Source organism: Streptomyces sp. AC1-42W (genome assembly GCF_003248355.1).
GTDB lineage: Bacteria > Actinomycetota > Actinomycetes > Streptomycetales > Streptomycetaceae > Streptomyces.
In genome coordinates this window covers 203,225-228,967 of sequence record NZ_QKWY01000001.1, presented here as the reverse complement: position 1 = coordinate 228,967, position 25,743 = coordinate 203,225, and the positions used below count along the sequence as shown (strand labels likewise).

Genomic DNA, 25,743 nt, shown 5'->3' with positions numbered 1-25,743 from the left:
CATGGAGATGCCGAGGAATGAACGGTCGCAGGAGCACCCCCAGGTCCTCGTAGTGGGACAGGACGGAATGGCGATCGGCGGCGGTGACACTGACGACGAGTCGCGGGAGGTCCCGGTGACGGAGATGGTCGAGCAGCCCGCGAAGGTCATGCGCATCGGCAGCATGATCAAGCAGCTCCTGGAGGAGGTCAGGGCGGCTCCTCTCGACGAGGCGAGCCGGGTGCGGCTGAAGGAGATCCACGCCGGTTCGGTCAAGGAGCTGGAGGACGGGCTCGCGCCCGAACTGGTCGAGGAGCTGGAGCGGCTGTCGCTGCCGTTCACCGACGACTCCGTCCCCTCCGAAGCGGAACTGCGGATCGCCCAGGCGCAGCTCGTGGGCTGGCTGGAGGGCCTTTTCCACGGCATCCAGACCGCCCTGTTCGCCCAGCAGATGGCGGCCCGGGCCCAGTTGGAGCAGATGCGCCGAGCGCTGCCGCCGGGCAGCGGTCACGAGGAGGACGGCGGAATCGACCCGCACGGCCCGGTCCGTTCGGGGCCGTACCTGTAAGCAGCCCGACCGACGACGTCCCAGGGGCCCGGCAACACTTCCGTGTGCCGGGCCCCGGTTCGTTTCGCGGCGGGGGGGGCGGTACCGGGTCAGGCGGCGGGGGCCTGGAGCAGCACCTTGCCGATGTGCGTGCTGGACTCCATCACGCGGTGCCCCTCCGCCGCGTCCCGCATCGGCACCGTGCGGTCGACGACCGGCTTGACGATCCCGTCCGCGACGAGCGGCCAGACGTGCTCGCGTACGGCGGCGACGATCGCCGCCTTCTCGGCGAGCGGGCGCCCGCGCAGCGAGGTCGCCGTGACGGCGGCCCGCTTCCTCAGCAGCGTGCCGAGGTTCAGCTCGCCCTTGGCGCCGCCCTGGAGCCCGATGACGGCGAGCCGGCCGTTGACGGCGAGGGCCTCCACGTTCCGGTCGAGATACTTCGCGCCCATGATGTCGAGGATGACGTCCGCGCCCGCCCCGGCGGTGGTCTCGCGGATCTCCTCGACGAAGTCCTGCTCGCGGTAGTCGATCAGGATGTCCGCGCCCAGCTCCGCGCAGCGCGCCAGCTTGTCCGGGCTGCCGGCCGTCACCGCGACCCGTGCCCCGACCGCCTTGGCGAGCTGGATGGCCATCGTGCCGATGCCGCTGGACCCGCCGTGCACGAGCAGGGTCTCGGCGGGGCGCAGATGGGCCACCATGAAGACGTTGGACCAGACGGTGGCCGTCACCTCGGGCAGCGCCGCGGCCCGCGCGAGGTCGAGGCCCTTGGGTACGGGGAGGAGCTGACCCGCCGGGACGGCGACCTTCTCCGCGTACCCGCCGCCCGCGAGGAGCGCGCACACCTCGTCGCCGACGGCCCAGCCGGTGACGCCGGGGCCGAGGGCCGCGATCCGGCCCGAGCACTCCAGACCGGGGTAGGGGGACGCACCCGGCGGCGGGTTGTAGAACCCCTGCCGCTGGAGGACGTCGGCCCGGTTGACCGCACTGGACACGACGTCCACGAGGACCTCGCCCTCGCCGGGTACGGGATCGGGCACCTCGGCCCACACGAGCGCCTCGGGGCCACCGGGTTCGGGGATCGTGATCGCATGCATGGCCGCGAGGCTACTCCGTACCGCGCCGCGCACCGGGCCGACCGGGGCGCGGCGCGGCGGCGGGCGTGGCGGGGCGGGACGTGGCGGGGCGTGCGGGGCAGCGGGGCGGGGCGTGGCGGTGCGGCCCGATCGGGTTCAGCCGGGCTCAGTCGGGCTCAGGGCAGCGGGAGGTTCTGGTGCGGCGGGTGGGCGGGCGGCTCGTTCGAGGCGCGCACGATGGTGATCAGGCGGTCCGTCAACTGCAAGGGACTCGCCGCCGGGTCGTCGTAGCCGAGGAGCCGGTGCCCGCGCAGCACGCTGACCACCAGGTCGTCCGTCTCGCGTACGTTCTTGCCGACCTCACTCTTTATCACCGGCCGTTCGACGAGGTCGAGGCCGCTGCCCTGCTGGATGAGGTCCTCCATGACCGTGCCCGCGCTGGGGCTGAGCACCGAGAGGCCGAGGAGCCGGCCGGCCGCACTGGCGCTGGTGATCACGGCGTCGGCGCCGGACTGCCGCAGCAGCGGGGCGTTCTCCTCCTCGCGCACCGCGGCCACGATCTTCGCACCGCGGTTGAGCTGGCGGGCGGTCAGCGCGACCAGCACGGCGGTGTCGTCGCGCTGGGTGGCGATGATGATCTGACGCGCCTTCTGCAGCTCGGCGCGGAGCAGGACATCGCTGCGGGTGGCGTCGCCGACGACTCCGGTGAACCCTTCGGCGTTGGCGATCTCGATCACCTTGGACGCCGGGTCGACGATGACGATCTGTTCCTTGCTCAGTCCGGTGGCGCGCAGGGTCTGGATCGCCGAACGGCCCTTCGTACCGAAGCCGACGACGACGGTGTGGTCACGCAAGTTGGTTCTCCAACGCTTCAGCCGGAAGTCCTCGCGGGTCCGCTCGGTGAGGACTTCGAGGGTGGTGCCGACCAGGATGATGAGGAAGAGCACACGCAGCGGTGTCACGAGCACCACGTTCATGAGGCGGGCGCCATCGCTGTACGGGGTGATGTCGCCGTATCCGGTGGTGGAGAGGGTGACCGTGGCGTAGTACACCGAGTCCAGCAGATCGACCGAGTCGTCGGCGGCGTCGTGGTAGCCGGCGCGGTCGACCCAGACGATGAACACGGTGACGGCCAGCACCATCAGAGCCATCATCAGGCGCTTGGCCACCTGGCGTGCCGGGCCGTCCACGACCCGGCGCGGAAGCATCACCCGAGTAGGGACGACCTGTTCGTCGGCCCGCCTGGCCATCGCGTCATGGCCGGGAAGTTTCACGTGAAACACCCTTCAGTCCACGGCGTCGCCGAGGCCCACGGTAGATCGAGGATCTCCACCTCGGTGCCGGACCGTACCCCGCCCGGCTCCACAACGGCCAGCCCGTCCGCGTCGGCGATCCCGCGCAACATCGCGGGACCGTTGTAACGCAGTGGTACGACGCACTCCGCCCCGCCCCCGGTTCCGGACTGCGTGCCGGCCCGGTACACGACGGGCACGAGCCGGGTGTCCTGCGGATGCCCCTGGACATCGTCGCGCACGGGTGTCCGGTACGGCTCATCGGGGGTACGGCCACCGAGCCCGACGAGCAGCGGCCCGGCGAGGGTGAGAAGCCCGGAGACAGCGGCGAGGGGATTGCCCGGCAGCCCGACGAGATGGCGGCCGGCGGCGTCCAGGCGGGCCAGCAGCATCGGGTGCCCGGGACGTACGGCGACTCCGTCGACCAGCAGTTCGGCGCCGATCCGGGCAAGCACGCGGTGGACGTGGTCCACGGGGCCGGCGGCGGTGCCACCGGTCGTGACGATCAGGTCGGCGTCGGAGCCGGTGAGCGCCTTCCACAGGGCCTCCGCGTCGTCGCCGAGGCGGCGCGGCGGGGCGACCTCGGCGCCGAGCGCCCGCACCCAGGGCACGATCATGGGCCCCAGCGCGTCACGGATCAGCCCGTCCTGCGGCAGCCCCGCGGTCAGCAACTCGTCGCCCAGGACGAGGACCTCGACACGCGGCCGGGCCCGTACGGACAGTTCGTCGTACCCGGCGGCTGCGGCCAGGCCGAGCACGGCGGGGGTCACGATCGTTCCGGCGGGGAGGAGGTGCTCCCCCGCCCGGCACTCCTGGCCGCGCGGCCGGATGTCCTGCCCCTGGACCACGGTCCGCTGGGCGTACAGCAGCCCCTTGGCCTCGTCGGCGTGCGCGTGTTCGCTGCGGATGACTGCGGTGACCTCCGCCGGGATACGGGCGCCGGTGGCGATGCGGACGGCTTCGCCGTCGGGCAGGGGGGCGGGGGTGCCATGACCGGCGAGAATGCCGCCGTCGTCCCGGATGCGCCACGGCCCCGGTCCGGCGACGGCCCAGCCGTCCATGGCGGAGGTGTCGAAGGACGGCAGATCGGTGAGCGCGGCCAGCGGCTCCCCCAGCAGCCGCCCCAGCGCCTCGTCCAGCGGTACCCGCTCACCGCCCACGGCACCCCGCCGGCCGGCCCGCCGGGCGATGTCCCGGGCCGCCCGCCAGGAGACGGCCGACGCTCGGTGGCCGGGGGAAAAGCGCGAACCGCTCACCGGCCCGGCGAGGGCCAGGGCCTGGGCGACGGCCCGCTCCTCGTCCGCGCGGCGCGCCTCCGCCTCGCTCGGCCCGCCGGTGGCGGGGGCGACGCCGCGGCCGCCCACCGCTCCGGCGCCGCGGCCCGTCACGGCGTACCGGTCTCGTCCACCCACCGGAGCGCCAGCGCCGCCGCCTTGCGGGCGGCCTCCGCGACCGCTTCGGGCCCGCCGCCCGCGCCGCTCGCCCGTCCGGCCGCGTACCCGACCAGGAAGGTGGTCAGGGGCGCGGCGGGCCGGGCGACGCCATGGGCGGCGTCGCGGGCGAGGTCGAGCAGGAGGGTCGTGTCGACGTCGAGGTCGAGGCCGAGTTCTTCCTTGACTGCGGTGATCCATTCATCCAGCACCGCCCCATGTTCTCTGATTCGGGCACGGGCGGAAGCGATGTCCTCCCAGGTGTCGCAGTCGAATGAGGCGAGCGGCCCGGCGGGCACCCGGCGCAGCGTCAGTTCCCCTGTGAGGAGGCGCAGTGGCAGCCCGGCGAGCCCGCCGTGTTCGGCGGCGAGGAGTGCCAGTTCGCGGCGCAGGGGCTCGGCGCGGTAGACGGCGACCAGCGGTTGGTCGCGGCCGTTCTCGTCGTGGCACAGGGCGCCTTCCACCCCGGTCTGCGCCGAGGCGGTCAGCAGGGCGCGGACGGTGTCCGTGCCGAGGAACGGCAGGTCGGCGGAGAGCACGAGCACGCTCTGCGCCGTGGTGTGCCGGACTCCGGCGTGGAGCGCTGCCAACGGGCCGCCGCCGGGCGGGGCTTCGCGGGCCCAGGTGACCGGACGCGCGGTGGGCCGCCGGTCCCCCACGACGACCGTGGTGCCCGCGTCGGGGCACGCGGTGAGCACCCGGTCGAGCAGGGTCCGGCCGCCGACCCGCAGGCCCGGCTTGTCGGCGCCGCCCAGCCGGGCGGCGGCCCCTCCGGCGAGAACGATGGCGTCGTACGCGGTCATGCCCCGAGTATGCGGGGGCCGGGGCCGCCGCCCTCTCGCGGCCCTGCCGGACCTGCGGCTCTACAGGCTCCGCAGCAGCAGCGCCGGCCGCTCCACGCAGTCCGCCACGTACCGGAGGAAGCCCCCGGCGGTGCCGCCGTCGCAGACGCGGTGGTCGAAGGTGAGGGAGAGCTGGACGACCTGGCGCACGGCCAGCTGTCCCTCGTGCACCCACGGCTTGGGGACGATGCGGCCGACACCCAGCATCGCGGCCTCGGGGTGGTTGATGATCGGCGTCGAGCCGTCGACCCCGAACACGCCGTAGTTGTTGAGGGTGAACGTGCCGCCGGTCAGCTCGGCGGGGGTCAGCGTGCCGGTGCGCGCGGCCTCGGTCAGCCGGGCGATCTCCGCGCCGATGGACTCCGTGCCGCGGGTGTGGGCGTCGCGGACGACGGGGACGACCAGGCCCCGGTCGGTCTGTGCCGCGAACCCGAGGTGGACCTGCGGCAGCCGTACGATCTCGCGCGCCTCCTGGTCCACCGTGGCGTTCAGCTCCGGGTGGCGGGCGAGGGCCGCCGTGCAGATGCGGGCGAGGAGCGCGAGGACGGACACCTTGGGCGTACCGGGTCCGGCGACGCTGTTCATCGCGGCCCGCGCGGCCATCAGCTCGGTGGCGTCGGCGTCGACCCAGCAGGTGGCGTCGGGGATCTCGCGGCGGCTGCGGGCCAGCTTGTCGGCGACGGCGCCGCGTACACCGCGCAGCGGAATACGCTCATCGCCGGCGGCGGGCGCGGCCTTCGGGGCCGACCCGGTGGCCGCCGGGGCGGGGGCCTCTGGGGCGGTTGCCACCAGGGCGGGAGCCTCGACCGCCGCCTGGATCGCGTTCTCGACGTCGGCCCGCAGGATCAGCCCGTCCGGCCCGGAGCCGGCGAGCCGGCGGAGATCCAGATCGTGCTGTCGGGCGAGCCTGCGCACCAGCGGGGAGACGACCGCGACCGGCCCGGAAGCGGAATCGGGCACGGAGGCCGGGGAAGCGGCGCCGGGCGCCGTGGCCGGGGGAGCCGGGTCGGTCGCGGAGGCCGGGGGAGCGGCCTCGGCGGCGGGCGGCGCGGGCGCGACGGTCACCGCGACGGCTGCCTTCAGCCCCTGCGGGCGCACCCGTCGGCGCCGTACCGGCGGGGCCCCCGTCCCGTACCCCACCAGCACGTTCCCGGACCCGGAATCCTCCGTACCGGAATCGCCGTCCGCACCGGCCCCGGCGGGCTCGGGCGTTCCGACGGCGACGGTCAGCAGGGGCGCCCCCACGGGAAGCTCCGTGCCCTCGTCGCCGAAGCGGGCGGTCACCACGCCCCCGTACGGGCAGGGCACCTCCACCATCGCCTTGGCCGTCTCGACCTCGACGACCGGCTGGTCGATGGCGACGACGTCGCCGACCTCCACCAGCCAGCGCACGATCTCGGCCTCGGTCAGGCCCTCGCCGAGGTCCGGCAGCTTGAACTCAAGAACCTGGGCCATCAGTTGTCCGCCTCCCACTGGAGCCGTGCGACGGCGTCGAGGACCCGGTCCACACCGGGCAGGTGGTGGCGCTCCTGCATGGGCGGCGGGTAGGGAATGTCGAACCCGGCGACGCGCAGCACGGGCGCCTCCAGGTGGTGGAAGCACCGCTCGGTGATCCGGGCCGCGATCTCGCCGCCGGGGCCGCCGAAGCCGGTGGACTCGTGGACGACGACCGCGCGTCCGGTGCGGCGGACCGAGGCGGTGACGGTCTCGTCGTCGAACGGCACCAGGGAGCGCAGGTCGACGACTTCCAGGTCCCAGCCCTCCTCGACGGCGGCCTGCGCGGCCTCCATGCAGACGGGCAGGGACGGCCCGTACGTGATGAGGGTGGCGCTGCGGCCGGGGCGGCGGACGACGGCGCGGCCGATGGGCTCCACGGCGGTGGGGTGCTGCGGCGACCAGTCGGCCTTCGACCAGTACAGCCGCTTGGGCTCCAGGAAGACGACGGGGTCGTCCGAGGCGATCGAGGCCCGCAGCAGCCCGTACGCGTCCTCGACCGTGGCCGGGGTGACGACGTGGAGACCGGGGGTGGCCATGTAGTACGCCTCGGAGGAGTCGCTGTGGTGCTCGACGCCTCCGATGCCTCCGCCGTAGGGAATGCGGACGGTGATCGGCAGCGGCATGGCGCCGCCGGTCCGGTTCCGCATCTTGGCGACATGGCTGGCCAGCTGTTCGAACGCCGGGTAGGCGAAAGCGTCGAACTGCATCTCCACGACGGGCCGCAGCCCGTACATCGCCATGCCGACCGCCGCCCCGAGGATGCCCGCCTCGGCCAGCGGCGTGTCGGTGCAGCGCTCGTCGCCGAACTCCTTCGCCAGGCCGTCGGTGATCCGGAAGACCCCGCCGAGCGTCCCCACGTCCTCCCCGAGGACGTGGACCATGGGGTCCTCGGCCATCGAGTCGCGCAGGGCGCGTCCCAGGGCCTGGGCCATGGTGGCGGGCTTGGCCTTCGCCGTCCGCCGCCCGGCCGTCGCCGCTGCCGTGGTCATCGCGCCGCTCCCCCGTCCGTGCCGTGCTGGTCGTTCTCCGCGTCCAGTTCCTCCCGCAGGCGGGCCGCCTGCTCGCGCAACTGGGCCGTCTGCTCCTCGTACACATGGGTGAAGAGGGACATCGGGTCGAGCACCGGGTCGGCGTTCATCCGTTCCCGCAGCCGTGCCGCCATCGCTTCGGCGGCGGCCCGCGCCTCCTCCTTTCCGGCGTCGTCCAGCAGCCCGCGCCCGGTCAGCTCGCGCTCCAGCAGCAGGACCGGATCGTGGTCCCGCCACAGGTCGACCTCGCTGTCGCCGCGGTACCGGGTCGCGTCGTCGGCGTTCGTGTGGGCGTCCATCCGGTACGTGACCGCCTCGACCAGGGTCGGGCCGCCACCGCTCCGGGCCCGCTGGACCGCCTCGGAGAGCACCTGGTGCACCGCGGCCGCGTCGTTCCCGTCCACCAGCCGGCCGGGCATCCCGTACCCCACGGCCTTGTGCGCCAGCGACGGAGCCGCCGTCTGCTTGGCCAGGGGTACGGAGATGGCGAAGCCGTTGTTCTGCACGAGGAAGACCACCGGGGCCTGCCAGACGGCCGCGAAGTTCAGCGCCTCATGGAAGTCCCCCTCGCTGGTGCCGCCGTCGCCGACCATGGCAAGGGCGACGACGTCGTCGCCCTTGAGCCGGGCGGCGTGGGCCAGGCCCACCGCGTGCGGCAACTGGGTGGCGAGCGGGGTGCAGAGCGGGGCGATGCGGTGCGTCCTCGGGTCGTAGCCGGTGTGCCGGTCGCCGCGCAGCAGGGTCAGCGCCTCGACCGGGTCCAGGCCCCGCGCCACGGCCGCGAGCGTGTCCCGGTAGCTGGGGAAGAGCCAGTCCCGCTCCTCCAGGACCAGGGCGGCCGCGATCTCGCAGGCCTCCTGGCCGGTGCTCGACGGGTAGACCGCCAGGCGGCCCTGCTTGGTCAGCGCGGTCGCCTGGGCGTTGTACCGCCGTCCGCGCACCAGCTCCGCGTAGAGCCGCAGCAGCAGCCCGGAGTCGGTACCGGCCACGGCGTCCGTCCCCAGCACCCGGTAGGGCTCGGGGTCCGGGAGCAGCGGCGCGGGATCGGTCAGCGGCTTCCAGGCCGGGGGCGGCGTGGGCCGGTAGGCGGCCGCGCCGGGCAGCTCTTGGACCGTCATGACGGGCACCTCCGAGCATCGAGGGGTGTCGACATAGGGTGATATATCGAAAACGACATGGGGCACAGGTGTGGCGTGCCTCACCTACCGATTGTTCGGTCGCGAGCGCATTTTGGCTACAGGCACCATCAGCCTGTGGACAAACGGTTCTCCACAGCCTGGGATGGGGACAGGTCGTCCAGGACGGGGAGGCGCGGAAACATGGCAGCTGAACAAATGGCCGACGCGGGCGAGGGAGAGGGCCGGATTCCTCCGCCGCGCCCGCTCGATTCGGTCGACCGCGCCATCCTGCGGCTGCTCCAGACGGACGGCCGTGCCTCGATACGGTCGGTGGCCGATCGCGTCCATGTCTCGCGGGCCAACGCCTACGCCCGGATCAACCGCCTCATCGAGGACGGCGTGATCCGGGGGTTCAGCGCGCGGGTGAACCATGAGCGGGCGGGGCAGGGCGCCTCCGCTTACATCACGCTCAAGATCGTCCAGAACTCCTGGCGGACTGTTCGCGAACAGCTCCAGGCGCTGCCGGGCGCCACGCACATCGCGCTGGTCAGCGGTGATTTCGATGTGCTGCTGCTGGTCCACACGCCGGACAACCGGACGCTGCGCGAACTGGTGCTGACCCGTATTCAGGCCATTCCGGAGGTGCTGTCCACCCGCACGCTGCTGGTGTTCGAGGAGACGGACCTGGCCCCCGGCCCGGACCGTCCCCCGGAGCTCGACTGAGCCGGGCGGGCCGGGTCAGGAACCGTACTTCGCGAGGAAGTCCCGCACGGTGGTCCAGCGCGCGTCGTCGTCGAGCAGCGCCACGCCGTGCTCGCTCGCGTCACGTACCTGGATCGCCTTGTGCTCGGCCGACTTCACGCTCTTCTTGTTCATCTCCACGGCGTCGGCGGCGAAGTTGCCGTCGAGCTCGCCGGCCATGTACAGCACGGGCGAGGTCACCCGGGGCACCGCCTGCACGGCGTTCATGTTCCTGTACTGCGCCGGGGCGGACAGCGCCACGACGGCGTCCGGCTGGGGCGTCAGCCGGGGGGCCGCGGTGAGCACGGAGGTGCCACCCTTGGAGGCGCCCATCAGCAGCAGCTTCCCGGCGCCCTTCTCCCGCAGATAGCCGACGGCGGCGACGACCTCCGCGACCTCCTGCCCGTTGGAGTTGACCGCGAGCACCCGGTAGCCGGCCTTGCTCAGCTCGTCGGCCTTGTCCTTCCACTGGCAGACCGTGCCGTCCGCCTGGTGGGCGAGCACGATGCCGGCGCCCGTCCCGCCACGAGGCGCGTACGCACCCGTCTCGGAGCCGTCTTCGAGGGTGAAGGTGATCGAGGACGCCTTGGCCTCCTCGGCCGTCAGGCAGTCGAAGTCGTCCGCCTTCTCCGCCGGCGCGCTCTTGCCGGCGCCCTTGTCCCCGTCGTCCCCGCCGTCGGAGGAGCAGCCGGCCAGGGAGGCCGCGACGAGCAGCGTGGCGGCACAGAGGAGTCCGGGCATCCGGAGCGCAGCGGTCATGGCCGCGATATTGGTTCGTACCAATGCGCTAGTCAACGTCGGCCGGACGGGACTTCATCCCGTCGAAGGCCAGTTGCACCACGGTGTCCGCGAGACGGTCCCCTTCGGCGGCGCCGCCGGGCAGCGGCCGGTACCACTCCACCAGCGAGTTCACCATGCCGAACAGCAGCCGCGTCGCGAGACGTATGTCCACGTCAGAGCGGAGATCACCCTCGTCGACGGCCGCCTTGAGCAGCTCGGCGACCCGCTGGTCGAACTCGCGGCGCCGCTCCAGCGCCCAGCGCTCGGTCTTCGTGTTGCCGCGCACCCGCAGCAGCAGGGTGACGTAGGGGAGTTCGGCTATCAGCACCTCGACGGTACGACGCGTGACGTACTCGACCCGCTCGATCGCACGGCCCCGTGTCGCCCCCGACTCGTCGAGGATCTCGAACAGCCCGTCGAGCGCCCGGCTGACCGCCCGCCGCAGCAGCTCCTCCTTGCCCGCCACGTGGTGGTAGATGGACGACTTGGAGATACCGGCCGCCTTCGACAGGTGCTCCATGGACGTGCCGTCGTAGCCGCGCTCGTTGAAGACACGGACGGCGACGGTCAGCAGAGTCTCCGGTGTGTACGTGTCCCGCTTGGCCGTGGTCATGCCCGCGATCCTCCCCTACGAGTTGTCCACAGGTTTCGTGGGGCCCCTTGTACCGACCGATCGTTCGGTTACTCTAACTCTGTCCGCCCGTCCCTGCCCAGCTCGATGAGGAGTTGGTCCGCCATGGCCGCCGAGCTCTCCCCGCACCTGCTGTCCGAGAGGCACCGCCCCACGCTGGACCGGGCCCTGGAAGCGATCCGTACGCGTGACTACTGGTCCCCGCACCCCGAGCACCCGAAGGCGTACGGGGAGGGCGGCGCCCCGGGCAGCCTCGGTGCCGCCGAGGGCAAGGCCGCCTTCGACGCCGTGCTGCGCACCAGGCTCGACTGGGACCAGGCGGGCACCGACGGCTGGACGGGCGGCGAGGTCTCTCCGTACGGCCCCGAGCTGGGCGTCGAGTACCCGCACGCGGACCTGGACGTGCTGCTTCCGGCGATGCGCGCGGGCATGCCCGCCTGGCGGGACGCGGGCCCGGAGACCAGGGCCCTGGTCTGCCTGGAGATCCTGGCGCGGATCAGCGCCCGCACCCACGAGTTCGCGCACGCCGTGATGCACACCAGCGGCCAGGCGTTCATGATGGCGTTCCAGGCGGGCGGGCCGCACGCCCAGGACCGCGGCCTGGAGGCCGTCGCCTACGCCTACGAGGAGCAGCTCCGCGCGCCCCGGAGCGCCGACTGGTCCAAGCCGCAGGGCAAGCGCGACCCGCTCGCGCTGCACAAGTCGTTCACCCCGGCGGGCCGGGGCATCTCGCTGCTGATCGGCTGCAACACCTTCCCCACGTGGAACGGCTACCCCGGCCTCTTCGCCTCGCTGGCCACGGGAAACCCGGTCCTGGTCAAGCCGCACCCCCGCGCGGTCCTCCCGCTGGCCCTCACCGTCCAACTGGCGCGCGAGGTGCTCACGGAGGCGGGCTTCGCCCCCGACCTCGTCGCCCTGGCCGCCGAACGGCCCGGCGAGGGCATCGCCAAGACGCTGGCGGTCCGCCCCGAGGTCAAGATCATCGACTACACCGGCTCCACGGAATTCGGGGACTGGCTGGAGGCCAACGCCCGCCAGGCCCAGGTGTACACGGAGAAGGCCGGCGTCAACACCGTCGTCGTGGACTCCACGGACGACTACCGGGGCATGCTCGCCAACCTGGCGTTCTCGTTCTCCCTGTACAGCGGCCAGATGTGCACCACCCCGCAGAACGTGCTCATCCCCCGGACCGGCATCGCCACGGACGCCGGCGACAAGACCTACGACGACGTGGTCGGCGACATCGCCGCCGCCGTCACCGGCCTCCTCAGCGACGACGCCCGTGCGAACGGCCTGCTCGGCGCGCTGGTCAACCCGGACGTCAAGGCCCGCCTGGAGGCGGCGGCGCGGCTGGGCGAGGTGGCGCTGCCCTCCCGCGAGGTGACCAACCCCGACTTCCCGGACGCCGTCGTCCGCACGCCCGTGATCGTGAAGCTGGACGCCGCCAAGACGGAGGGCGAGCCGCCCTACCTCTCGGAATGCTTCGGCCCGGTCTCCTTCGCGGTCGCGGTGGACTCCACGCGGGACGCCCTGGAGCTGCTGCGCCGTACGATCCGCGAGAAGGGCGCGATGACGGTCGGCGCGTACACGACGTCCCCGGACGTGGAGCGGGCCGTGGAGGAGGTCTGCCTGGACGAGTCGGCCCAGCTCTCCCTGAACCTGACCGGCGGCCTCTACGTCAACCAGACGGCGGCGTTCTCCGACTACCACGGTTCCGGCGGCAACCCGGCTGCGAACGCGGCACTCTGCGACGGCGCCTTCGTCTCCAACCGCTTCCGCACGATCGAGGTACGCCGCCAGCGCTGATCGGCCCGGCCCTTGAGAACGGGGGAGCGCGGGGGCCGGGCGCGGTGGGCGGCGGCCCCGGCCCCCGCCTCAGCCCGGGATCACCGCGTACCGCGCCACCCACGCGTGCATGGCGATCGCCGCGGCCGCTCCCGCGTTGATCGACCGCGTGGAGCCGAACTGGGCGATCGAGCACACCATCGCCGCGTGCCGCCGCGCCTCCTCCGTCAGCCCCGGCCCCTCCTGCCCGAACAGGAGCACGCACCGCCGGGGCAGCTCGGTCCGCTCCAGCGGCACCGCGCCGGGCAGGTTGTCGATGCCGATGACCGGCAGGTCCTCGGCGGCCGCCCAGGCGGTCAGGCTCGCGGTGTCGGGGTGGTGGCGGACGTGCTGGTAGCGGTCGGTGACCATCGCCCCGCGCCGGTTCCAGCGCCGCCGTCCGACGATGTGCACCTCCTTGGCCAGGAAGGCGTTGGCGGTGCGCACGACGGACCCGATGTTGAAGTCGTGGCCCCAGTTCTCCACGGCCACGTGGAAGTCGTGGCGGCGCAGATCGAGGTCGGCGACGATCGCCTCGCGGGTCCAGTAGCGGTACTGGTCGCCCACATTGCGCCGGTCGCCCCCGGCCAGCAGCTCGGGGTCGTACCGCTCGTCCTCGGGCCAGGGCAGCGGATGCGGCCCGACACCGATCTGGGCGCCGAACCCCTCGTCGTACTGCGCGGGCTCCTCGCCGGCAGGCTGCCCGTCCACGGGCTCGCCGTCCGCGGGGCTCCCGTTGCTCCTGGTACCGGTGCTGCCGGTCTCGCTGCTCACCCGACGAGGGTATGGCTCCCGCCTCCGCCGGGCCCAGCCGCCTCCGTCCCGTCCCCCGGGGCCCGGGGCGCGGGCACCTCGACGGCACGCCGCCGCTGGAACAGCCGCTGTCGCCCAAGGGTCACCCGGCCGCCCAGCCACACCAGGAACACGGTCGGCAGGAAGACGGCGTCGGCGGCGATCATGGCCATCGAGAAGAACGGCAGCCCCAGCAGGATCGCGATCCCCGCGTGCTCGCAGATCATCGCGACCAGCAGGACGTTCTTGACCCGCCGGTTGAAGAGGGTGAACGGGAAGGCCACCTGCACGATGACCGTGGCGTACGACAGCACCATCACCATGACGCCACTGGAGGCGAGCAGGTCCGACAGGGCGGGCCACGGGGTGAAGTACTCCAGCTTGAGCGGGTAGTACAGCGCGGTGCCGTCCTGCCATCGCGAGCCCTGAATCTTGTACCAGCCGGCCGTCGCGTAGATCAGGCAGACCTCGGCCATGATCACGACGAGGGCGGCGTTGTGGGCGAGGTTGGCGATGACGTCGAGGAGCGTGCGGGGCTCGCCGGACGGCGCGTAGCGGTTGGCGGCCCACCACGCGGCCTGCCCCACCCACAGGCACCACAGAAGGATCGGCAGCCACAGCGTTCCCCCCAGACCGCCGGCCGCGGTGGCCACGACGAGTACGCAGCCGAGCACCGCCCACAGCACGATCCCGGCAAGCTCACCGGGGGCCCGCCGCGCGGCGGGTTCCCGGCCCCCGGCAACCACCGCTTCCTCGACGCTCCGTGCCTCGTCGCGCGCGTGGCGCCGTGCCCGCCTGGCGTCCAGCGACCAGACCTGACCGCAGCGGGTCAGGACCAGATAGAGGGCCATCAGATGGATGACGTTGTCGCCGCCGTCGCCCATGAAGATGCTGCGGTTCTGCAGCGAGAGGACCCCGGCCATGAAGAGGACGGAGGTGGCGCGGGTGTGCCAACCCAGCATGAGCAGAAGGGACGAGAGCATCGCCAGCGCGTAGACGACCTCGAACCAGAGGCTGTTGTCCGACCACATGAGGACCGTGAACGCCTGGTTCCCGGATATCAGCTGTTGCGCCAGGTCCCAGCGCCAGGGCGCGTCGGGGCCGTACATCTCGTGGCGGTGGGGCAGTTCGCGGAGCAGGAACGCCAGGAAGGTGGCGCCGAAGCCGATCCGGACGACGGCGGTCTGGTACGGGCCCAGGGCCGTGGCCGTGACGCGCTGGATGGAGCGGGCGAGTGCGCGGTCCGGGCGGGGTGTGCTCACCGTGCCGCCTCCTCTGATCCGGCGGCGCCCCGGGGCAGGTCGTCCGGGGTGACCTTCCACCAGGGCAGGACGCGGTAGGACGGGCCGGTGCTGATCTTCTCGTCACTCCACTCGGGCGCCGGAACGGCCCGCACCTCGGACCTGATCTGGATACGGAGGACGGCCTCTCCCTCGTGGTACGCGCCGAGCCGGAGCATCACGAGGCGGCGGACGTACTTCTCGGAGAGGGTGCCGCGCAGGCCGTTGGGGCGGTTCTTGTCGTCGTGCGATCCGACGTAGAAGTCCCAGGCCCGGCGGAGTTCGTTCTGCTGCACATGGCTGGGCAGCAGATTGCCGCGTATCGCCCGGCCGTCCTCGGCGGAGAGATTGCGCCAGGCCGAGGTGCGCGGGCCGCTGGGACCGGCGGTCTCGGTGCGGACCTGCACCGAGACGTTCTGCTGGAGCGGATTGGGGGCGAACAGCTTCCAGTTCTGCTCGAACTCGGGGTAGACCCACTCGTCGACGGCCGCGCCGTGCTTCTTGGTCAGCGTGTTGGACGGCGCGACGTGCAGGAACACCATGGCCAGCTGTACGCAGGCGAGCACCGCGAAGACCCCGAGGGCCACCGCGGCGACGATTTGGTACGGAAACGAGAGCGCGGCCATTCCGCCGCCCCCGCCGACGCCGCTGTCGTCGTCCGAATCCATCCCGCCCCGATCGCGCCGCTCGTCCACTCGGTTATCCACAGGGTTGACACCCTACGGGCCCCGGACACACCATTGAAGACGTTGAACCGAACGATCGGTCGGTAGGGAGTCGGGATGGCGGCAGGGACTGCGAGCCGGGCAGCGCGGGCGGCGGCGGACGGTGCACAGGGGGCGGACGCCGCCCTGCAGGCGGCCTTCGACGCCGCGGTGGCGGCCGACGAGCGCATCGAGCCGCGCGACTGGATGCCGGACGCCTATCGCGCGTCGCTGGTCAGGCAAATGGCCCAGCACGCGCACTCCGAGATCATCGGCATGCAGCCGGAGGCCAACTGGATCACCCGCGCCCCCTCGCTGCGCCGCAAGGCCATCCTCATGGCCAAGGTGCAGGACGAGGCGGGCCACGGGCTATATCTGTACAGCGCCGCCGAAACCCTCGGCACCAGCCGCGACGAACTGCTCGACAAGCTGCACGCGGGCCGCCAGCGGTATTCGTCGATCTTCAACTACCCGACGCTGACCTGGGCGGACGTGGGCGCGATCGGCTGGCTGGTGGATGGCGCCGCGATCACCAACCAGGTCCCGCTCTGCCGCTGCTCCTACGGCCCCTACGCCCGCGCGATGGTCCGCGTCTGCAAGGAGGAGTCGTTCCACCAGCGCCAGGGCTACGAACTGCTCCTCGCGCTGAGCAACGGCACCCCCGCGCAGCACGAGATGGCCCAGGACGCGGTGAACCGCTGGTGGTGGCCCTCCCTGATGATGTTCGGCCCGCCGGACGACGCCTCGGCCCACTCGGCGCAGTCGATGGCCTGGAAGATCAAGCGCCACTCCAACGACGAACTGCGCCGGCGCTTCGTGGACATCTGCGTCCCCCAGGCCGCCGCGCTCGGATTGTCCCTCCCCGACCCGGACATCCGGTGGAACGAGGAGCTCGGCCGCCACGACTTCGGTGCGATCGACTGGACGGAGTTCCAGGAGGTCCTGAAGGGCAACGGGCCGTGCAACGAACAGCGCCTCGGGCAGCGCCGCCGCGCGCACGAGGAAGGTGCCTGGGTCCGCGAGGCCGCCGCAGCGTACGCCCGCAAGCACACGTCCGGCGCGGGTCCGGCCGTACCGAAGGGAAAGGCGACAGCATGAGCAGCTCGACGGACTGGCCGCTGTGGGAGGTGTTCGTCCGCTCCCGGCGCGGGCTCTCCCACACCCACGCCGGCAGCCTGCACGCACCGGACGCCGACATGGCCCTGCGCAACGCGCGGGACCTCTACACCCGCCGGTCCGAAGGGGTCTCGATATGGGTCGTGCCGTCCGCCCACATCACGGCTTCCTCGCCGGACGAGAAGGACTCCTTCTTCGAGCCCGCCGGTGACAAGCCCTACCGGCACCCCACCTTCTACGAGATCCCGGACGGGGTGAAGCACCTGTGACCGCGGCCCTCGCCCTCGGCGACGACGCGCTGGTGCTCTCGCACCGGCTGGGGGAGTGGGCGGGCCACGCCCCGGTCCTGGAAGAGGAGGTGGCCCTCGCCAACATCGCCCTCGACCTGCTGGGCCAGGCCCGGCTCCTGCTCTCCCTCGTGGGTGACGAGGACGAACTGGCCTATCTCCGCGAGGAGCGCGCATTCCGCAACGTCCAGCTGGTCGAGCAGCCGAACGGCGACTTCGCCCACACCATCGCACGGCAGCTCTACTTCTCCGTCCACCAACAGGGGCTGTACGAGCAGCTGGCCGCCGGCGACGGCCCGTTCGCGGCGATCGCGGCCAAGGCCGTCAAGGAGGTCGCCTACCACCGGGACCACGCCGAACAGTGGACGCTCCGCCTCGGCGACGGCACGGACGAGAGCCACGAGCGGATGCAGCGGGCGGTGGACGCGCTGTGGCGCTGCACCGGCGAGCTGTTCCAGCCGGTCGAAGGCGTCGACGTGGACTGGCAGGCCCTGCACGACCGCTGGCTGGAGACCGTCGGCGACGTCCTCGGCCGGGCGACCCTGACCGTCCCGGCGGGCCCGCAGTCCGGCGCCTGGTCGGCCGGAGCGGGCCGGCAGGGCATCCACACCGAGCCGTTCGGGCGGATGCTCGCCGAGATGCAGCATCTGCACCGCAGCCATCCGGGGGCGTCATGGTGACCTGGACCTCCCTGGAGGAGGAGCTGCTGTTCCTGGCGGGCTCGGTGCCCGACCCCGAACTGCCCGTGCTCACGCTGGAGGACCTGGGCGTGGTCCGGGGCGTGGACGTGAGCGAACCGGGCCGGGTCACCGTCCGGCTGACGCCGACCTACTCCGGCTGCCCGGCGATGGAGGCCATGTCCGCCGACATCGAACGCGTGCTGCACGCCCACGGGGTAGCCGAGGTGTCCGTGGAGACGGTCCTGTCCCCCGCCTGGTCCACGGACGACATCACGGCCGAGGGCCGGCGCAAGCTCGCCGAGTTCGGCATAGCGCCGCCCCGGCCCCGCGACACCGCGTCCGACGGGCCCGTGCCGCTCACCCTGGCCGTGCGCTGCCCGCACTGCGGCTCGACGGAGACGGAGCTGCTCAGCCGGTTCTCGTCCACCGCCTGCAAGGCGCTCCGGCGCTGCGTGGCGTGCCGGGAGCCGTTCGACCACTTCAAGGAGTTGTAGATGTTCCATCCGCTCCGGGTCAGCGGGATCGAGCGGCTCACGGACGATTCGGTGGCCGTCACCCTCGCCGTCCCGCCCGACCTGCACGACACCTTCCGGCACCGGCCCGGCCAGCACCTCAACGTCCGCTACACCGTGGACGGCGAGGAGGTCCGCCGCTCGTACTCGATCTGTGCCCCGGCTCCCGAGAGCCCGGCCGCTCCGGCGCTGCGGGTGGGCATCCGCCTCGTGGACGGCGGCGCGTTCTCCACGTACGCGCTCAAGGAACTGCTCGTCGGGGACACGGTCGAGGCGATGCCGCCGATGGGCCGCTTCGTGCTGGAGCCCCGCCCCGGCCGGTTCGCGGCGATCGTCGGGGGCAGCGGCATCACCCCGGTCCTGTCGATGGCGGCCACGCTGCTGGCCCGCGAGCCGGACGCCACGTTCTGCCTGATCCGCAGCGACCGCACCGCGGCGTCGACGATGTTCCTGGACGAGGTCGCCGACCTGAAGGACCGCTACCCGGACCGGTTCCAGCTGGTCACCGCCCTCTCGCGGGAGGAGCGGCAGGCAGGTCTGCCCTCGGGCAGGCTGGACGGCGAACGGCTCGCCGGGCTGCTGCCCGCGCTGCTGCCGGTGGCCGGGATCGACGGCTGGTACCTGTGCGGGCCGCTGGGCCTGGTCCGGGCCGCCGAGGGCGCGCTGCGGGAGCTGGGCGTGGACCGCTCACGCGTCCATCAGGAGATCTTCCACGTCGAGGACGGACCGACGGCGCCCGCCGGCCCCCGGATCGAGGCCCCGGCCGGCAGCACGCTCACGGCGACCCTCGGCGGCCGGTCCGGCTCGTGGCCGGTGGCGGAGGGCGAATCGCTGCTGGAGACGGTGTTGCGCAGCCGGTCGGACGCGCCGTACGCGTGCAAGGGCGGCGTCTGCGGCACCTGCAGGGCGTTCCTGGTCTCGGGCGAGGTGCGGATGGACCGCAACTACGCCCTGGAGCCGGAGGAGACGGAGGCGGGCTATGTGCTGGCCTGCCAGTCCCGCCCGGTCACCGAGGAGGTCGAACTCGACTTCGACCGCTGAGCGGCCGGGCCGGGCCGGGGTGTCCCCGGTGGTCGGGCCGGCCGGCGCGGGCGTCCCGGCCCCCGGGCGTGGTCGGGCGACGCGTGGAAGCTCCTATAGATCGTCAAGCGGTCTGTGGGAGCGGTTTGGTGGTGTGGATCACATGGGGTAGGTGGCGGTAGATCTCGCGGGCGACGAACCGTTTCAGGCACCGGATGACGTCCTTCTTGACCATGCCTTCGGCGGTGCGTCGGGCGACGTAGTCCCGTGTGCGCTGGTCGTACTTCATGCGGACCAGGACGATGGTGTGGAGGGCGTTGTTGGCCTGGCGGTCGCCGCCGCGATTGAGGCGGTGGCGGTTGGTGCGGCCGGAGGAGGCCGGGACCGGTGCGGCCCCGCAGAGGTGGGCGAAGGCTGCTTCGGAGCGGAGCCGGTCGGGGTTGTCGCCCGCGCTCGTCAGCAGCTGGCCGGCGGTTTCGGGGCCGAGGCCCGGCAGGGCGATGAGCCTCGGGGCCGCCTTGGTGACCAGCGGTCCGATCTCCTTGTCCGCGTCCTTGATCTCCTCGTCCAGCGCCTGGTAGCGGCGGGCGAGCCGCCGCAGGACGGTCTTCACCGCGCAGGCTGGATCGTCGAGTTCACCGGCCGGACGGGAGCGGGCCAGGGTGTCGATCAGCTCCCGCGTGGACAGTCCCCGCAGCTTGTCCCGCACCACGGAGGGAGCGGTGACGATGAGGGTGCGGATCTGGTTGATGGTCTGGGTGCGGACCTTGACGGCGCTCTTGCGGACGACCCGCAGGGCGCGGATCGCCTCCACGATCCCGTTGCGCGCCTTGGGTGTTCCTCCGGCCCGGCCGGAGAGGACCGCGGTCGCGGCCCCGTAGGCGTCGATCGGGTCGGATTTGCCGTTGTCGCGCCTCGCCTTGCGGTCCGGCCGGTCCACCTCGACCACTGCGACCCCGTTCGCGGTGAGGAAGCGTGCGATCTCGGCGCCGTAGGCACCGGTCCCCTCGACCCCGACGGCAAGGACCTCACCGTGGGACCGGAGCCAGTCCAGCAGCCGCCGGTATCCCTCCGGCGTGGTCTCGAACCGCTTGGTGGCCAGGTGCCGGCCAATGCTGTCGATGACCGCTGCCTGGTGGAGGTCGGTGTGGGTGTCGATCCCGCCGACCACCGCTATCTCGTCTGCCATGCTGGTGTGTGCTGCCCTTCCAACGCTCAACGGTGGGAGGGCGCGAGCCGGTCGGGCAGACAGACAAGACAGTGATGGGACCTTTGGCCGGGCTCCTATGAAGTCACGGAAGCCCGACCGGCCACGCGCCAGACGGCATCGCCCGGCAGGCCGACGATTCCCCAGAAGGACAACCGAAGCGTCAGTCAGGCGGAGAGTCAGACCCCCGGGCGATGCCATGGCTAATCCTCACTGTCAGGCGACGAAGGCCTGGGCGCCGTTGTCGGTGACCATCGGGCGGCCCGCGCCCTCCCAGGCGAGCATGCCGCCGTCGATGTTCACGGCGTCGATCCCCCGCTGCACCAGGTACTGGGTGACCTGCGCGGACCGGCCGCCGACCCGGCACATCACATGCACGCGCCGGCCGTCCTCCACCGCCTCGGTCACCTCACCGAAGCGGCCCACGAAGTCGCTCATCGGGATGTGCAGGGCGCCCTCGACGTGTCCGGCCGCCCACTCGTCGTTCTCGCGGACATCGAGCACGAGGCCGTCCGCCGGTACCGAGGCGACGTCGACGGTGGGAAGCGGGCCGAAATTCATGGGTCATGCCTTCTCTCGTCAGGACGCTCCGGAGTCACCGAAAACGCTACTGCACCAGAGCCGCGAGTTCCGCCTCGCGCTTCGACACCTCACCGAGCAGTTGCTCGGCGATCTCCTCCAGGAGCTGGTCCGGGTCGTCGGGGGCCATCCGCAGCATGGCGCCGATCGCGCTCTCCTCCAGGTCCTGGGCGACCTCGGAGAGCAGTTCCTTGCGGCGGGTCAGCCAGTCCAGCCGGGCGTACAGCTCGTCGGTCTCGCTCAGTTCCGGCTGCGGGGCGGTCGGCCCGGCCGCCCACTCGTCGGCCAGTTCCTCGAGCAGGGCCTCGTCCCCGCGCCCGTAGGCGGCGTTGACGCGGGCGATGAACTCGTCCCGCCTGGCCCGCTCCGTATCGTCCTGGGCGAGGTCCGGGTGGGCCCGGCGGACCAGGTCGCGGTACAGCTTGCGGGCCTTCTCGGTGGGCCGGACGCGCTTGGGCGGCCGGACCGGCTGATCGGTCAGCATCGCCGACGCCTCCGGGGACAGCCCGTCGGAGTCCATCCAGTCGTGGAACAGCTCGTCCACGCCCGGCATGGGCATCACGACGGACCGCGCCTCCTCCGCCTTGCGCAGGTCCTCCGGGTCACCGGTCCTGGCCGCCCGCGCCTCGGCGATCCGCGCGTCCAGCTCGTCGAGCCGGGCGTACATGGGGCCGAGCCGCTGGTGGTGCAGCCGGGAGAAGTTCTCCACCTCGACCCTGAACGTCTCGACCGCGATCTCGAACTCGATCAGCGCCTGCTCCGCCACCCGCACGGCGTGCGCGAGCCGCGCCTGGGGCCGCGCCGGCCCGGCGGTCTCCGCCGCCTCGTCGCGGCCGGCGTCCGGTCGTGCCTCGTCCTGCAGGTCTTCGTCGTTCCGGGAGGTCGGCGCCCCGGCGGCTTCGTGGCTCACCCGTCCAGCGTATGGCCCCGCGCGGCCCCCGTGGACTACACCCCGCTCTCCGCCGCCATGCGTCCCGCCGCTATCGCCCGCACCAGTTCGGCGTGGTCCGCCTCCGTGCGGTCCGCGTAGGTCACCGCGAAGGCCGCCACCGCCTCGTCCAGTTCGTCGTTCTTGCCGCAGTAGCCCGCCAGCAGCCTCGGGTCCGCGCTGTGCGCGTGGGCCCGCGCCAGCAGGGCCCCGGTCATGCGCCCGTAGTCGTCCACCTGGTCGGCCGCCAGCGCGGCCGGGTCGACGCTGCCCTTCCGGTTCCTGAACTGCCGGACCTGGAAGGGCCGGCCGTCCACCGTGGTCCAGCCCAGCAGATGGTCGCTGACGACCTGCATCCGCTTCTGCCCGAGGACCACGCGCCGTCCCTCGTGCGCCACCTCCGGCACCGGGAAGCCCACGGCGGCCAGATGCGGGGCCAGGACGGAGGGCCTGGCCTCCTTCACCTGGAGCACCAGCGGCTCCCCCCGGTGGTCCAGCAGCAGCACCACGTACGAGCGGGTGCCCACGCTGCCCGTGCCCACCACCCGGAACGCCACGTCGTGTATCGCGTAGCGGGCCAGCAGCGGCTGCCGGTCCTCGGAGACGGTCCCCAGGTAGTCGCCGAGCCCTTCGGCCACGGCGGCCGCCTCGTCGTCCGGGACCCGGCGCAGCACCGGGGGCGCGTCGACGAAGCGGCGGCCGCCGTCCTCGCACTCCTCCGTGGACTTCGCGGCGAACCGGGCGCTGGTGTTGTTGCGGGCCTTCTCGGACACCCGCTCCAGGGTGCCGAGCAGGTCCCGCGCGTCGGCGTGGGAGACCAGCTCCTCGTCCGCGATGGCGTTCCACGCGTCCAGCGCGGGCATCCGGGCCAGCAGCCGCATCGTCCGCCGATAGGCGCCCACGGTGTCGTACGCGGCCTTGCGGCAGACGTCCTCGTCGGCGCCGACCTCGCGCCCGGCGAGCACCAGGGACGTCGCCAGGCGCTTGAGGTCCCACTCCCAGGGGCCGGACACGGTCTCGTCGAAGTCGTTGAGGTCGATGACGAGGCTGCCTCGGGCGTCGCCGTACAGCCCGAAGTTGGCCGCGTGCGCGTCGCCGCAGAGCTGCGCGGCCACGCCGGTGACCGGGGTGCCCATGAGGTCATGGGCCATCAGGCCGGCCGAACCGCGCAGGAAGGCGAACGGTGTGGCGGCCATCCGGCCCACCCGTATCGGCGTCAGCGTCGGCACCCGGCCCCGGTTGGACTCCTCGACCGCGCGCACCGCGTCGGGCCGGCCGGCGGGCAGGGTCAGCGACGCGTGCGTGGACCGGGGCACCCGTGCCCGCAGCGCCTTGCCCCGCTCCTTCAGGCCCCCCGCGCCCTGCGCGTACGCCGTGTCCGTACGGCGCACGAACCCCGGCACGGCCGGTATGCGCGGCCCGCCCGGGCCTGCCGGGCGCGCGGCCCGCGCCCCCGTCGCCGCCTCCACACCGCCGGGCCCGTCCCGCCGTACCCGCGGCGGTGCCGTTTCGATTCGGTCCATGGCGCGCAGCCTCCCCCACCCCTGCCCGGCGCGGCCGCCGGGTCCCTGCCCCACAACAACTGCGCCGACGGTACCGCCGTACCCCGACCGCCGTCTCCCCCTGTGGATAACTCCGGCCGGCCTCTTCTCCCGCAGGTCAGACCGCCACCGCCTCCGCCATCTCCTCTTCCTCCTCGGCCGGCGCGACCGCCCCGGCGGCTGCCGCGGCGACGGCGGCAGGAGCAGCGGCAGGGACGGCCGCCGAGGCGGCGGAAGGAGCGGCCGCGGCCCGGCGCCTCCTCTCGGCCAACCCGGCGAGCCCCGTCATCACCACGCCCGCGGCGAACCAGAGGGCCAGCACCAGTACGTTCCCGCCCAGCGCGTGACCGCCGAAGTACACATGGCTGCGGACGCCCTCCACGAAGCCCGCGCCGTTCCAGAAGGAGTGCAGCGCCCCGAAGAAGCCCGGCTGCAGCTCCGGGCGGAAGATCCCGCCGGAACTGGTGAAGTTGAGCATCACGAACAGCACCATCACACCGAGCGTCGTCCAGCGCTTGAGGAAGGTGTGCAGCCCCACGCCGATCAGCAGGATGCCCGCCGAGTAGAGCCAGGCCATGGCCCAGAGCCCCGCGAGCCCCTGGTCCACCAGCCCGAACAGCGGCCCCGCGAACAGCGCGCCGATGGCGCTCACCACCAGCGAGGCACCCAGCGCCAGCGCCGCCCGTACCCTCAGCCGCAGCATCGCTCCGGCTCCGCCGATCACGGCGACGGAGGCGTACGAGCCGATGCTCACGGCGACCAGCAGGAAGAAGATGCCCTGGCCGGTCGGGTCGCCGTCAGCCGTGGGCGCCGTGTCGGTCACCTTCAGCGGGGCGCCCTGCCCGGCGGCGACCCGTGTGAAGACCTTCTCGACAACCGTCGCGCTGGTGTCGGACGAGGCGGAGGCGACGAGCAGTTCGGGTGCTTCGCCCGGCAGGTAGGCGCCGTAGCCGGCCTGTGTGCGCAGATGCTCCGCCGCGGTGGCGCGGTCGGGGACGGTCCGCACGCTCAGCGCCCCGTCCCCCTCGTCCTGGAGGGTCTGCGCCAGCACCTGGGCGCTCGTCCCCGAGCCGACCACGTCCACCCGCAGATCGTGCGGCTGCGGGGCGTGGAAGGCGCCGAGGTAGGCGAGCCCCATCCCGACGCACATCAGCAGCGGGGTGACGAGATGGGTCAGTACGTGACGCAGCGCGCCCGCCGGTGAACCGGTGGCGGCGCTCGGGCCTGCGGACATGGGGACTCCAGACAACCGGCCAACCGTTGGCTTCTCCAACTCAACTGGTTGGCTTTTACAACTTCAATTCCGTTGTACTATACAACTGAACTTTTGAGGAAGGCGAGCCCGTGCCAGGCACCCCCGGAGACCGCGAGGATTCGCTGGATGTCATCCAGCGCGAACTGACCGCCTTCGCCCGCCGCGCGCGGGCCGCGGCAGCCCGGCTCCATCCGGAGCTTCCCCTCGTCTCGTACACGCTGCTCGCCCACATCGACGACCAGCAGGGATGCCGGGCAACCGATCTGGCGGCCCACTACATGCTCGACAAGTCCACGGTCAGTCGGCAGGTCGCCGGTCTGGAGAAGCTGGGCCTGGTCGAGCGCCACCCCGACCCGGACGACCACCGCATTCAGGTCCTGCACCCCACCGAGGCCGGCACCCAGGCCCTCGCCGCCAGCCAGGCCAGCCGCCGCGCCGCCTATCAGGAGCGCCTCGCGGACTGGACGGCGGACGACCTTTCCCGGTTCGCCGCCTATCTGCTGCGCTACAACGCGTCGGGCGACGCGCCACAGGCGTAATCCGGGCGTTTCACGTGAAACCAAACACACGGGAGCCCGCTGGGTTGGCATACGAAGAAACCCCCCGGGCGATGCCTGGGGGGCTTCCTTCTTGTGCGCGAGGGGGGATTTGAACCCCCACGTCCATAAGGACACTGGCACCTGAAGCCAGCGCGTCTGCCGTTCCGCCACTCGCGCAAGAGTGGTGCTTCCAGACTCTCTCACCTGTTGGTGCGAGCGCCTGGCGACATCCGGAAGATTAGCACGCTGGACAGGGTGGATTCACATCCGTTGTTTCGCCCGCCGCTCCCGGGGCACTCTCCGCACGCCCGGCCCCGGCGAGGAAGCGCCCGGGCCGAAGTTCGCGGAACGTCCGAAAGGAACCGGGAACCCGGAACGGTCGCCCCCACTCCTCCTGAGTGCGTCCAAGGTGCGGGACACTGTGAGGAGGCCACCTCTACGATCCGTGTGAGGGGGGACACTCGTCCCCAAGGCAGACAAGGGGAACCAGCCGATTTCCCGACGCGTGGATACGATCA

At 72.4% G+C, this 25,743-nt stretch carries 26 protein-coding genes and 1 tRNA gene; 9 read left to right on the top strand and 18 right to left on the bottom strand.

Annotated features, from left to right (window positions below; translation table 11 throughout):
- The first annotated feature begins 1 nt into the window (after position 1).
- A complete protein-coding gene (locus tag DNK56_RS01025) occupies positions 2 to 547 on the top strand; it encodes a bacterial proteasome activator family protein (protein ID WP_111329781.1) in 546 nt (181 codons plus the stop codon).
- 89 nt (positions 548 to 636) lie between these two features.
- On the opposite strand, the gene DNK56_RS01020 is transcribed toward DNK56_RS01025, so the two are convergent.
- The 7 genes from DNK56_RS01020 to pdhA all read right to left on the bottom strand — a co-directional run bounded on the left by DNK56_RS01020 (position 637) and on the right by pdhA (position 8,809).
- Positions 637 to 1,623 (bottom strand): NAD(P)H-quinone oxidoreductase, encoded by a 987-nt coding sequence (locus DNK56_RS01020; RefSeq protein ID WP_111329779.1) that lies wholly within the window; start codon positions 1,621 to 1,623, stop codon positions 637 to 639.
- Between the two features lie 155 nt (positions 1,624 to 1,778).
- Entirely contained in the window at positions 1,779 to 2,852 is a 1,074-nt protein-coding gene (locus DNK56_RS01015; protein WP_111335306.1) for a potassium channel family protein, read from the bottom strand.
- Between the two features lie 20 nt (positions 2,853 to 2,872).
- Positions 2,873 to 4,282 carry a molybdopterin molybdotransferase MoeA gene (locus tag DNK56_RS01010; protein ID WP_446750450.1) on the bottom strand — a complete coding sequence of 470 codons (1,410 nt, stop codon included), beginning with the start codon at positions 4,280 to 4,282 and terminating at the stop codon, positions 2,873 to 2,875.
- On the bottom strand, positions 4,279 to 5,127 hold the full coding sequence (locus DNK56_RS01005; RefSeq protein WP_111329777.1) for an NTP transferase domain-containing protein: 849 nt from the start codon (positions 5,125 to 5,127) through the stop codon (positions 4,279 to 4,281). Before DNK56_RS01005 ends, DNK56_RS01010 begins: the two co-directional genes overlap by 4 nt.
- A gap of 60 nt (positions 5,128 to 5,187) precedes the next feature.
- Positions 5,188 to 6,621 carry a dihydrolipoamide acetyltransferase family protein gene (locus DNK56_RS01000; RefSeq protein WP_111329775.1) on the bottom strand — a complete coding sequence of 478 codons (1,434 nt, stop codon included), beginning with the start codon at positions 6,619 to 6,621 and terminating at the stop codon, positions 5,188 to 5,190.
- Positions 6,621 to 7,652: an alpha-ketoacid dehydrogenase subunit beta gene (locus DNK56_RS00995; RefSeq protein WP_111329773.1), complete on the bottom strand. Its 1,032-nt coding sequence runs from the start codon at positions 7,650 to 7,652 to the stop codon at positions 6,621 to 6,623. The genes DNK56_RS01000 and DNK56_RS00995 overlap by 1 nt, the downstream gene beginning before the upstream one ends.
- A complete protein-coding gene (pdhA, locus tag DNK56_RS00990) occupies positions 7,649 to 8,809 on the bottom strand; it encodes a pyruvate dehydrogenase (acetyl-transferring) E1 component subunit alpha (protein WP_111329770.1) in 1,161 nt (386 codons plus the stop codon). The genes DNK56_RS00995 and pdhA overlap by 4 nt, the downstream gene beginning before the upstream one ends.
- A 216-nt stretch (positions 8,810 to 9,025) precedes the next feature.
- On the opposite strand from pdhA, the gene DNK56_RS00985 reads away from it, so the two are divergent.
- Positions 9,026 to 9,532: an Lrp/AsnC family transcriptional regulator gene (locus tag DNK56_RS00985; RefSeq protein ID WP_111329769.1), complete on the top strand. Its 507-nt coding sequence runs from the start codon at positions 9,026 to 9,028 to the stop codon at positions 9,530 to 9,532.
- A 15-nt stretch (positions 9,533 to 9,547) separates the two neighbouring features.
- Here the strand turns inward: DNK56_RS00985 and DNK56_RS00980 are convergent, their stop codons facing one another.
- Together DNK56_RS00980 and DNK56_RS00975 are read right to left on the bottom strand one after the other, a co-directional pair.
- Positions 9,548 to 10,309 carry an alpha/beta hydrolase family protein gene (locus DNK56_RS00980; protein ID WP_111329767.1) on the bottom strand — a complete coding sequence of 254 codons (762 nt, stop codon included), beginning with the start codon at positions 10,307 to 10,309 and terminating at the stop codon, positions 9,548 to 9,550.
- A 28-nt stretch (positions 10,310 to 10,337) separates the two neighbouring features.
- The gene (locus tag DNK56_RS00975) at positions 10,338 to 10,943 is read right to left on the bottom strand and encodes a TetR/AcrR family transcriptional regulator (RefSeq protein ID WP_111329765.1); all 606 of its coding nucleotides are present in this window, start codon (positions 10,941 to 10,943) and stop codon (positions 10,338 to 10,340) included.
- 123 nt (positions 10,944 to 11,066) lie between these two features.
- Here DNK56_RS00975 and paaN point away from each other — a divergent pair, with 123 nt between their 5' ends.
- Positions 11,067 to 12,767 (top strand): phenylacetic acid degradation protein PaaN, encoded by a 1,701-nt coding sequence (gene paaN, locus DNK56_RS00970; protein ID WP_111329763.1) that lies wholly within the window; start codon positions 11,067 to 11,069, stop codon positions 12,765 to 12,767.
- A gap of 69 nt (positions 12,768 to 12,836) precedes the next feature.
- On the opposite strand, the gene DNK56_RS00965 is transcribed toward paaN, so the two are convergent.
- From DNK56_RS00965 to DNK56_RS00955, 3 genes are read right to left on the bottom strand one after another with little or no spacing between them, the layout of a single operon-like run.
- Positions 12,837 to 13,559: a TrmH family RNA methyltransferase gene (locus DNK56_RS00965; protein ID WP_111329761.1), complete on the bottom strand. Its 723-nt coding sequence runs from the start codon at positions 13,557 to 13,559 to the stop codon at positions 12,837 to 12,839.
- Positions 13,556 to 14,839 (bottom strand): HTTM domain-containing protein, encoded by a 1,284-nt coding sequence (locus DNK56_RS00960; RefSeq protein WP_111329759.1) that lies wholly within the window; start codon positions 14,837 to 14,839, stop codon positions 13,556 to 13,558. The genes DNK56_RS00965 and DNK56_RS00960 overlap by 4 nt, the downstream gene beginning before the upstream one ends.
- Positions 14,836 to 15,525 carry a DUF5819 family protein gene (locus DNK56_RS00955; protein ID WP_111335304.1) on the bottom strand — a complete coding sequence of 230 codons (690 nt, stop codon included), beginning with the start codon at positions 15,523 to 15,525 and terminating at the stop codon, positions 14,836 to 14,838. Before DNK56_RS00955 ends, DNK56_RS00960 begins: the two co-directional genes overlap by 4 nt.
- Positions 15,526 to 15,639: 114 nt before the next feature.
- Between DNK56_RS00955 and paaA the strand changes: the two genes are divergently transcribed.
- From paaA to DNK56_RS00930, 5 genes are read left to right on the top strand one after another with little or no spacing between them, the layout of a single operon-like run.
- On the top strand, positions 15,640 to 16,659 hold the full coding sequence (gene paaA, locus DNK56_RS00950) for a 1,2-phenylacetyl-CoA epoxidase subunit PaaA (RefSeq protein ID WP_111329757.1): 1,020 nt from the start codon (positions 15,640 to 15,642) through the stop codon (positions 16,657 to 16,659).
- Positions 16,656 to 16,946 carry a 1,2-phenylacetyl-CoA epoxidase subunit PaaB gene (gene paaB / locus DNK56_RS00945; RefSeq protein ID WP_111329755.1) on the top strand — a complete coding sequence of 97 codons (291 nt, stop codon included), beginning with the start codon at positions 16,656 to 16,658 and terminating at the stop codon, positions 16,944 to 16,946. The genes paaA and paaB overlap by 4 nt, the downstream gene beginning before the upstream one ends.
- Positions 16,943 to 17,644 (top strand): 1,2-phenylacetyl-CoA epoxidase subunit PaaC, encoded by a 702-nt coding sequence (gene paaC / locus DNK56_RS00940; RefSeq protein ID WP_111329753.1) that lies wholly within the window; start codon positions 16,943 to 16,945, stop codon positions 17,642 to 17,644. Before paaB ends, paaC begins: the two co-directional genes overlap by 4 nt.
- Positions 17,638 to 18,138, top strand: coding sequence for a 1,2-phenylacetyl-CoA epoxidase subunit PaaD (paaD, locus tag DNK56_RS00935; protein ID WP_111329751.1), 501 nt, complete (start codon positions 17,638 to 17,640; stop codon positions 18,136 to 18,138). The genes paaC and paaD overlap by 7 nt, the downstream gene beginning before the upstream one ends.
- A complete protein-coding gene (locus DNK56_RS00930) occupies positions 18,139 to 19,197 on the top strand; it encodes a 2Fe-2S iron-sulfur cluster-binding protein (protein WP_111329749.1) in 1,059 nt (352 codons plus the stop codon). It begins immediately after the preceding gene.
- A 103-nt stretch (positions 19,198 to 19,300) separates the two neighbouring features.
- Here DNK56_RS00930 and DNK56_RS00925 read toward each other — a convergent pair whose 3' ends face one another.
- The 5 genes from DNK56_RS00925 to DNK56_RS00905 all read right to left on the bottom strand — a co-directional run bounded on the left by DNK56_RS00925 (position 19,301) and on the right by DNK56_RS00905 (position 24,665).
- Positions 19,301 to 20,365, bottom strand: coding sequence for an IS110 family transposase (locus tag DNK56_RS00925; RefSeq protein WP_111329747.1), 1,065 nt, complete (start codon positions 20,363 to 20,365; stop codon positions 19,301 to 19,303).
- A gap of 234 nt (positions 20,366 to 20,599) precedes the next feature.
- Positions 20,600 to 20,944 carry a rhodanese-like domain-containing protein gene (locus DNK56_RS00920; RefSeq protein WP_111329745.1) on the bottom strand — a complete coding sequence of 115 codons (345 nt, stop codon included), beginning with the start codon at positions 20,942 to 20,944 and terminating at the stop codon, positions 20,600 to 20,602.
- A gap of 46 nt (positions 20,945 to 20,990) precedes the next feature.
- On the bottom strand, positions 20,991 to 21,872 hold the full coding sequence (locus DNK56_RS00915; protein ID WP_111329743.1) for a hypothetical protein: 882 nt from the start codon (positions 21,870 to 21,872) through the stop codon (positions 20,991 to 20,993).
- A 35-nt stretch (positions 21,873 to 21,907) separates the two neighbouring features.
- Complete coding sequence (locus tag DNK56_RS00910; RefSeq protein WP_111329741.1) at positions 21,908 to 23,413, bottom strand: DUF2252 domain-containing protein; 1,506 nt, start codon at positions 23,411 to 23,413, stop codon at positions 21,908 to 21,910.
- A gap of 136 nt (positions 23,414 to 23,549) precedes the next feature.
- Complete coding sequence (locus tag DNK56_RS00905) at positions 23,550 to 24,665, bottom strand: hypothetical protein (RefSeq protein WP_111329739.1); 1,116 nt, start codon at positions 24,663 to 24,665, stop codon at positions 23,550 to 23,552.
- A 110-nt stretch (positions 24,666 to 24,775) separates the two neighbouring features.
- On the opposite strand from DNK56_RS00905, the gene DNK56_RS00900 reads away from it, so the two are divergent.
- Positions 24,776 to 25,225: a MarR family winged helix-turn-helix transcriptional regulator gene (locus tag DNK56_RS00900; RefSeq protein ID WP_111329737.1), complete on the top strand. Its 450-nt coding sequence runs from the start codon at positions 24,776 to 24,778 to the stop codon at positions 25,223 to 25,225.
- A gap of 94 nt (positions 25,226 to 25,319) precedes the next feature.
- On the opposite strand, the gene DNK56_RS00895 is transcribed toward DNK56_RS00900, so the two are convergent.
- Positions 25,320 to 25,402 (bottom strand) — tRNA-Leu (locus DNK56_RS00895).
- Between the last annotated feature and the right edge of the window lie 341 nt (positions 25,403 to 25,743).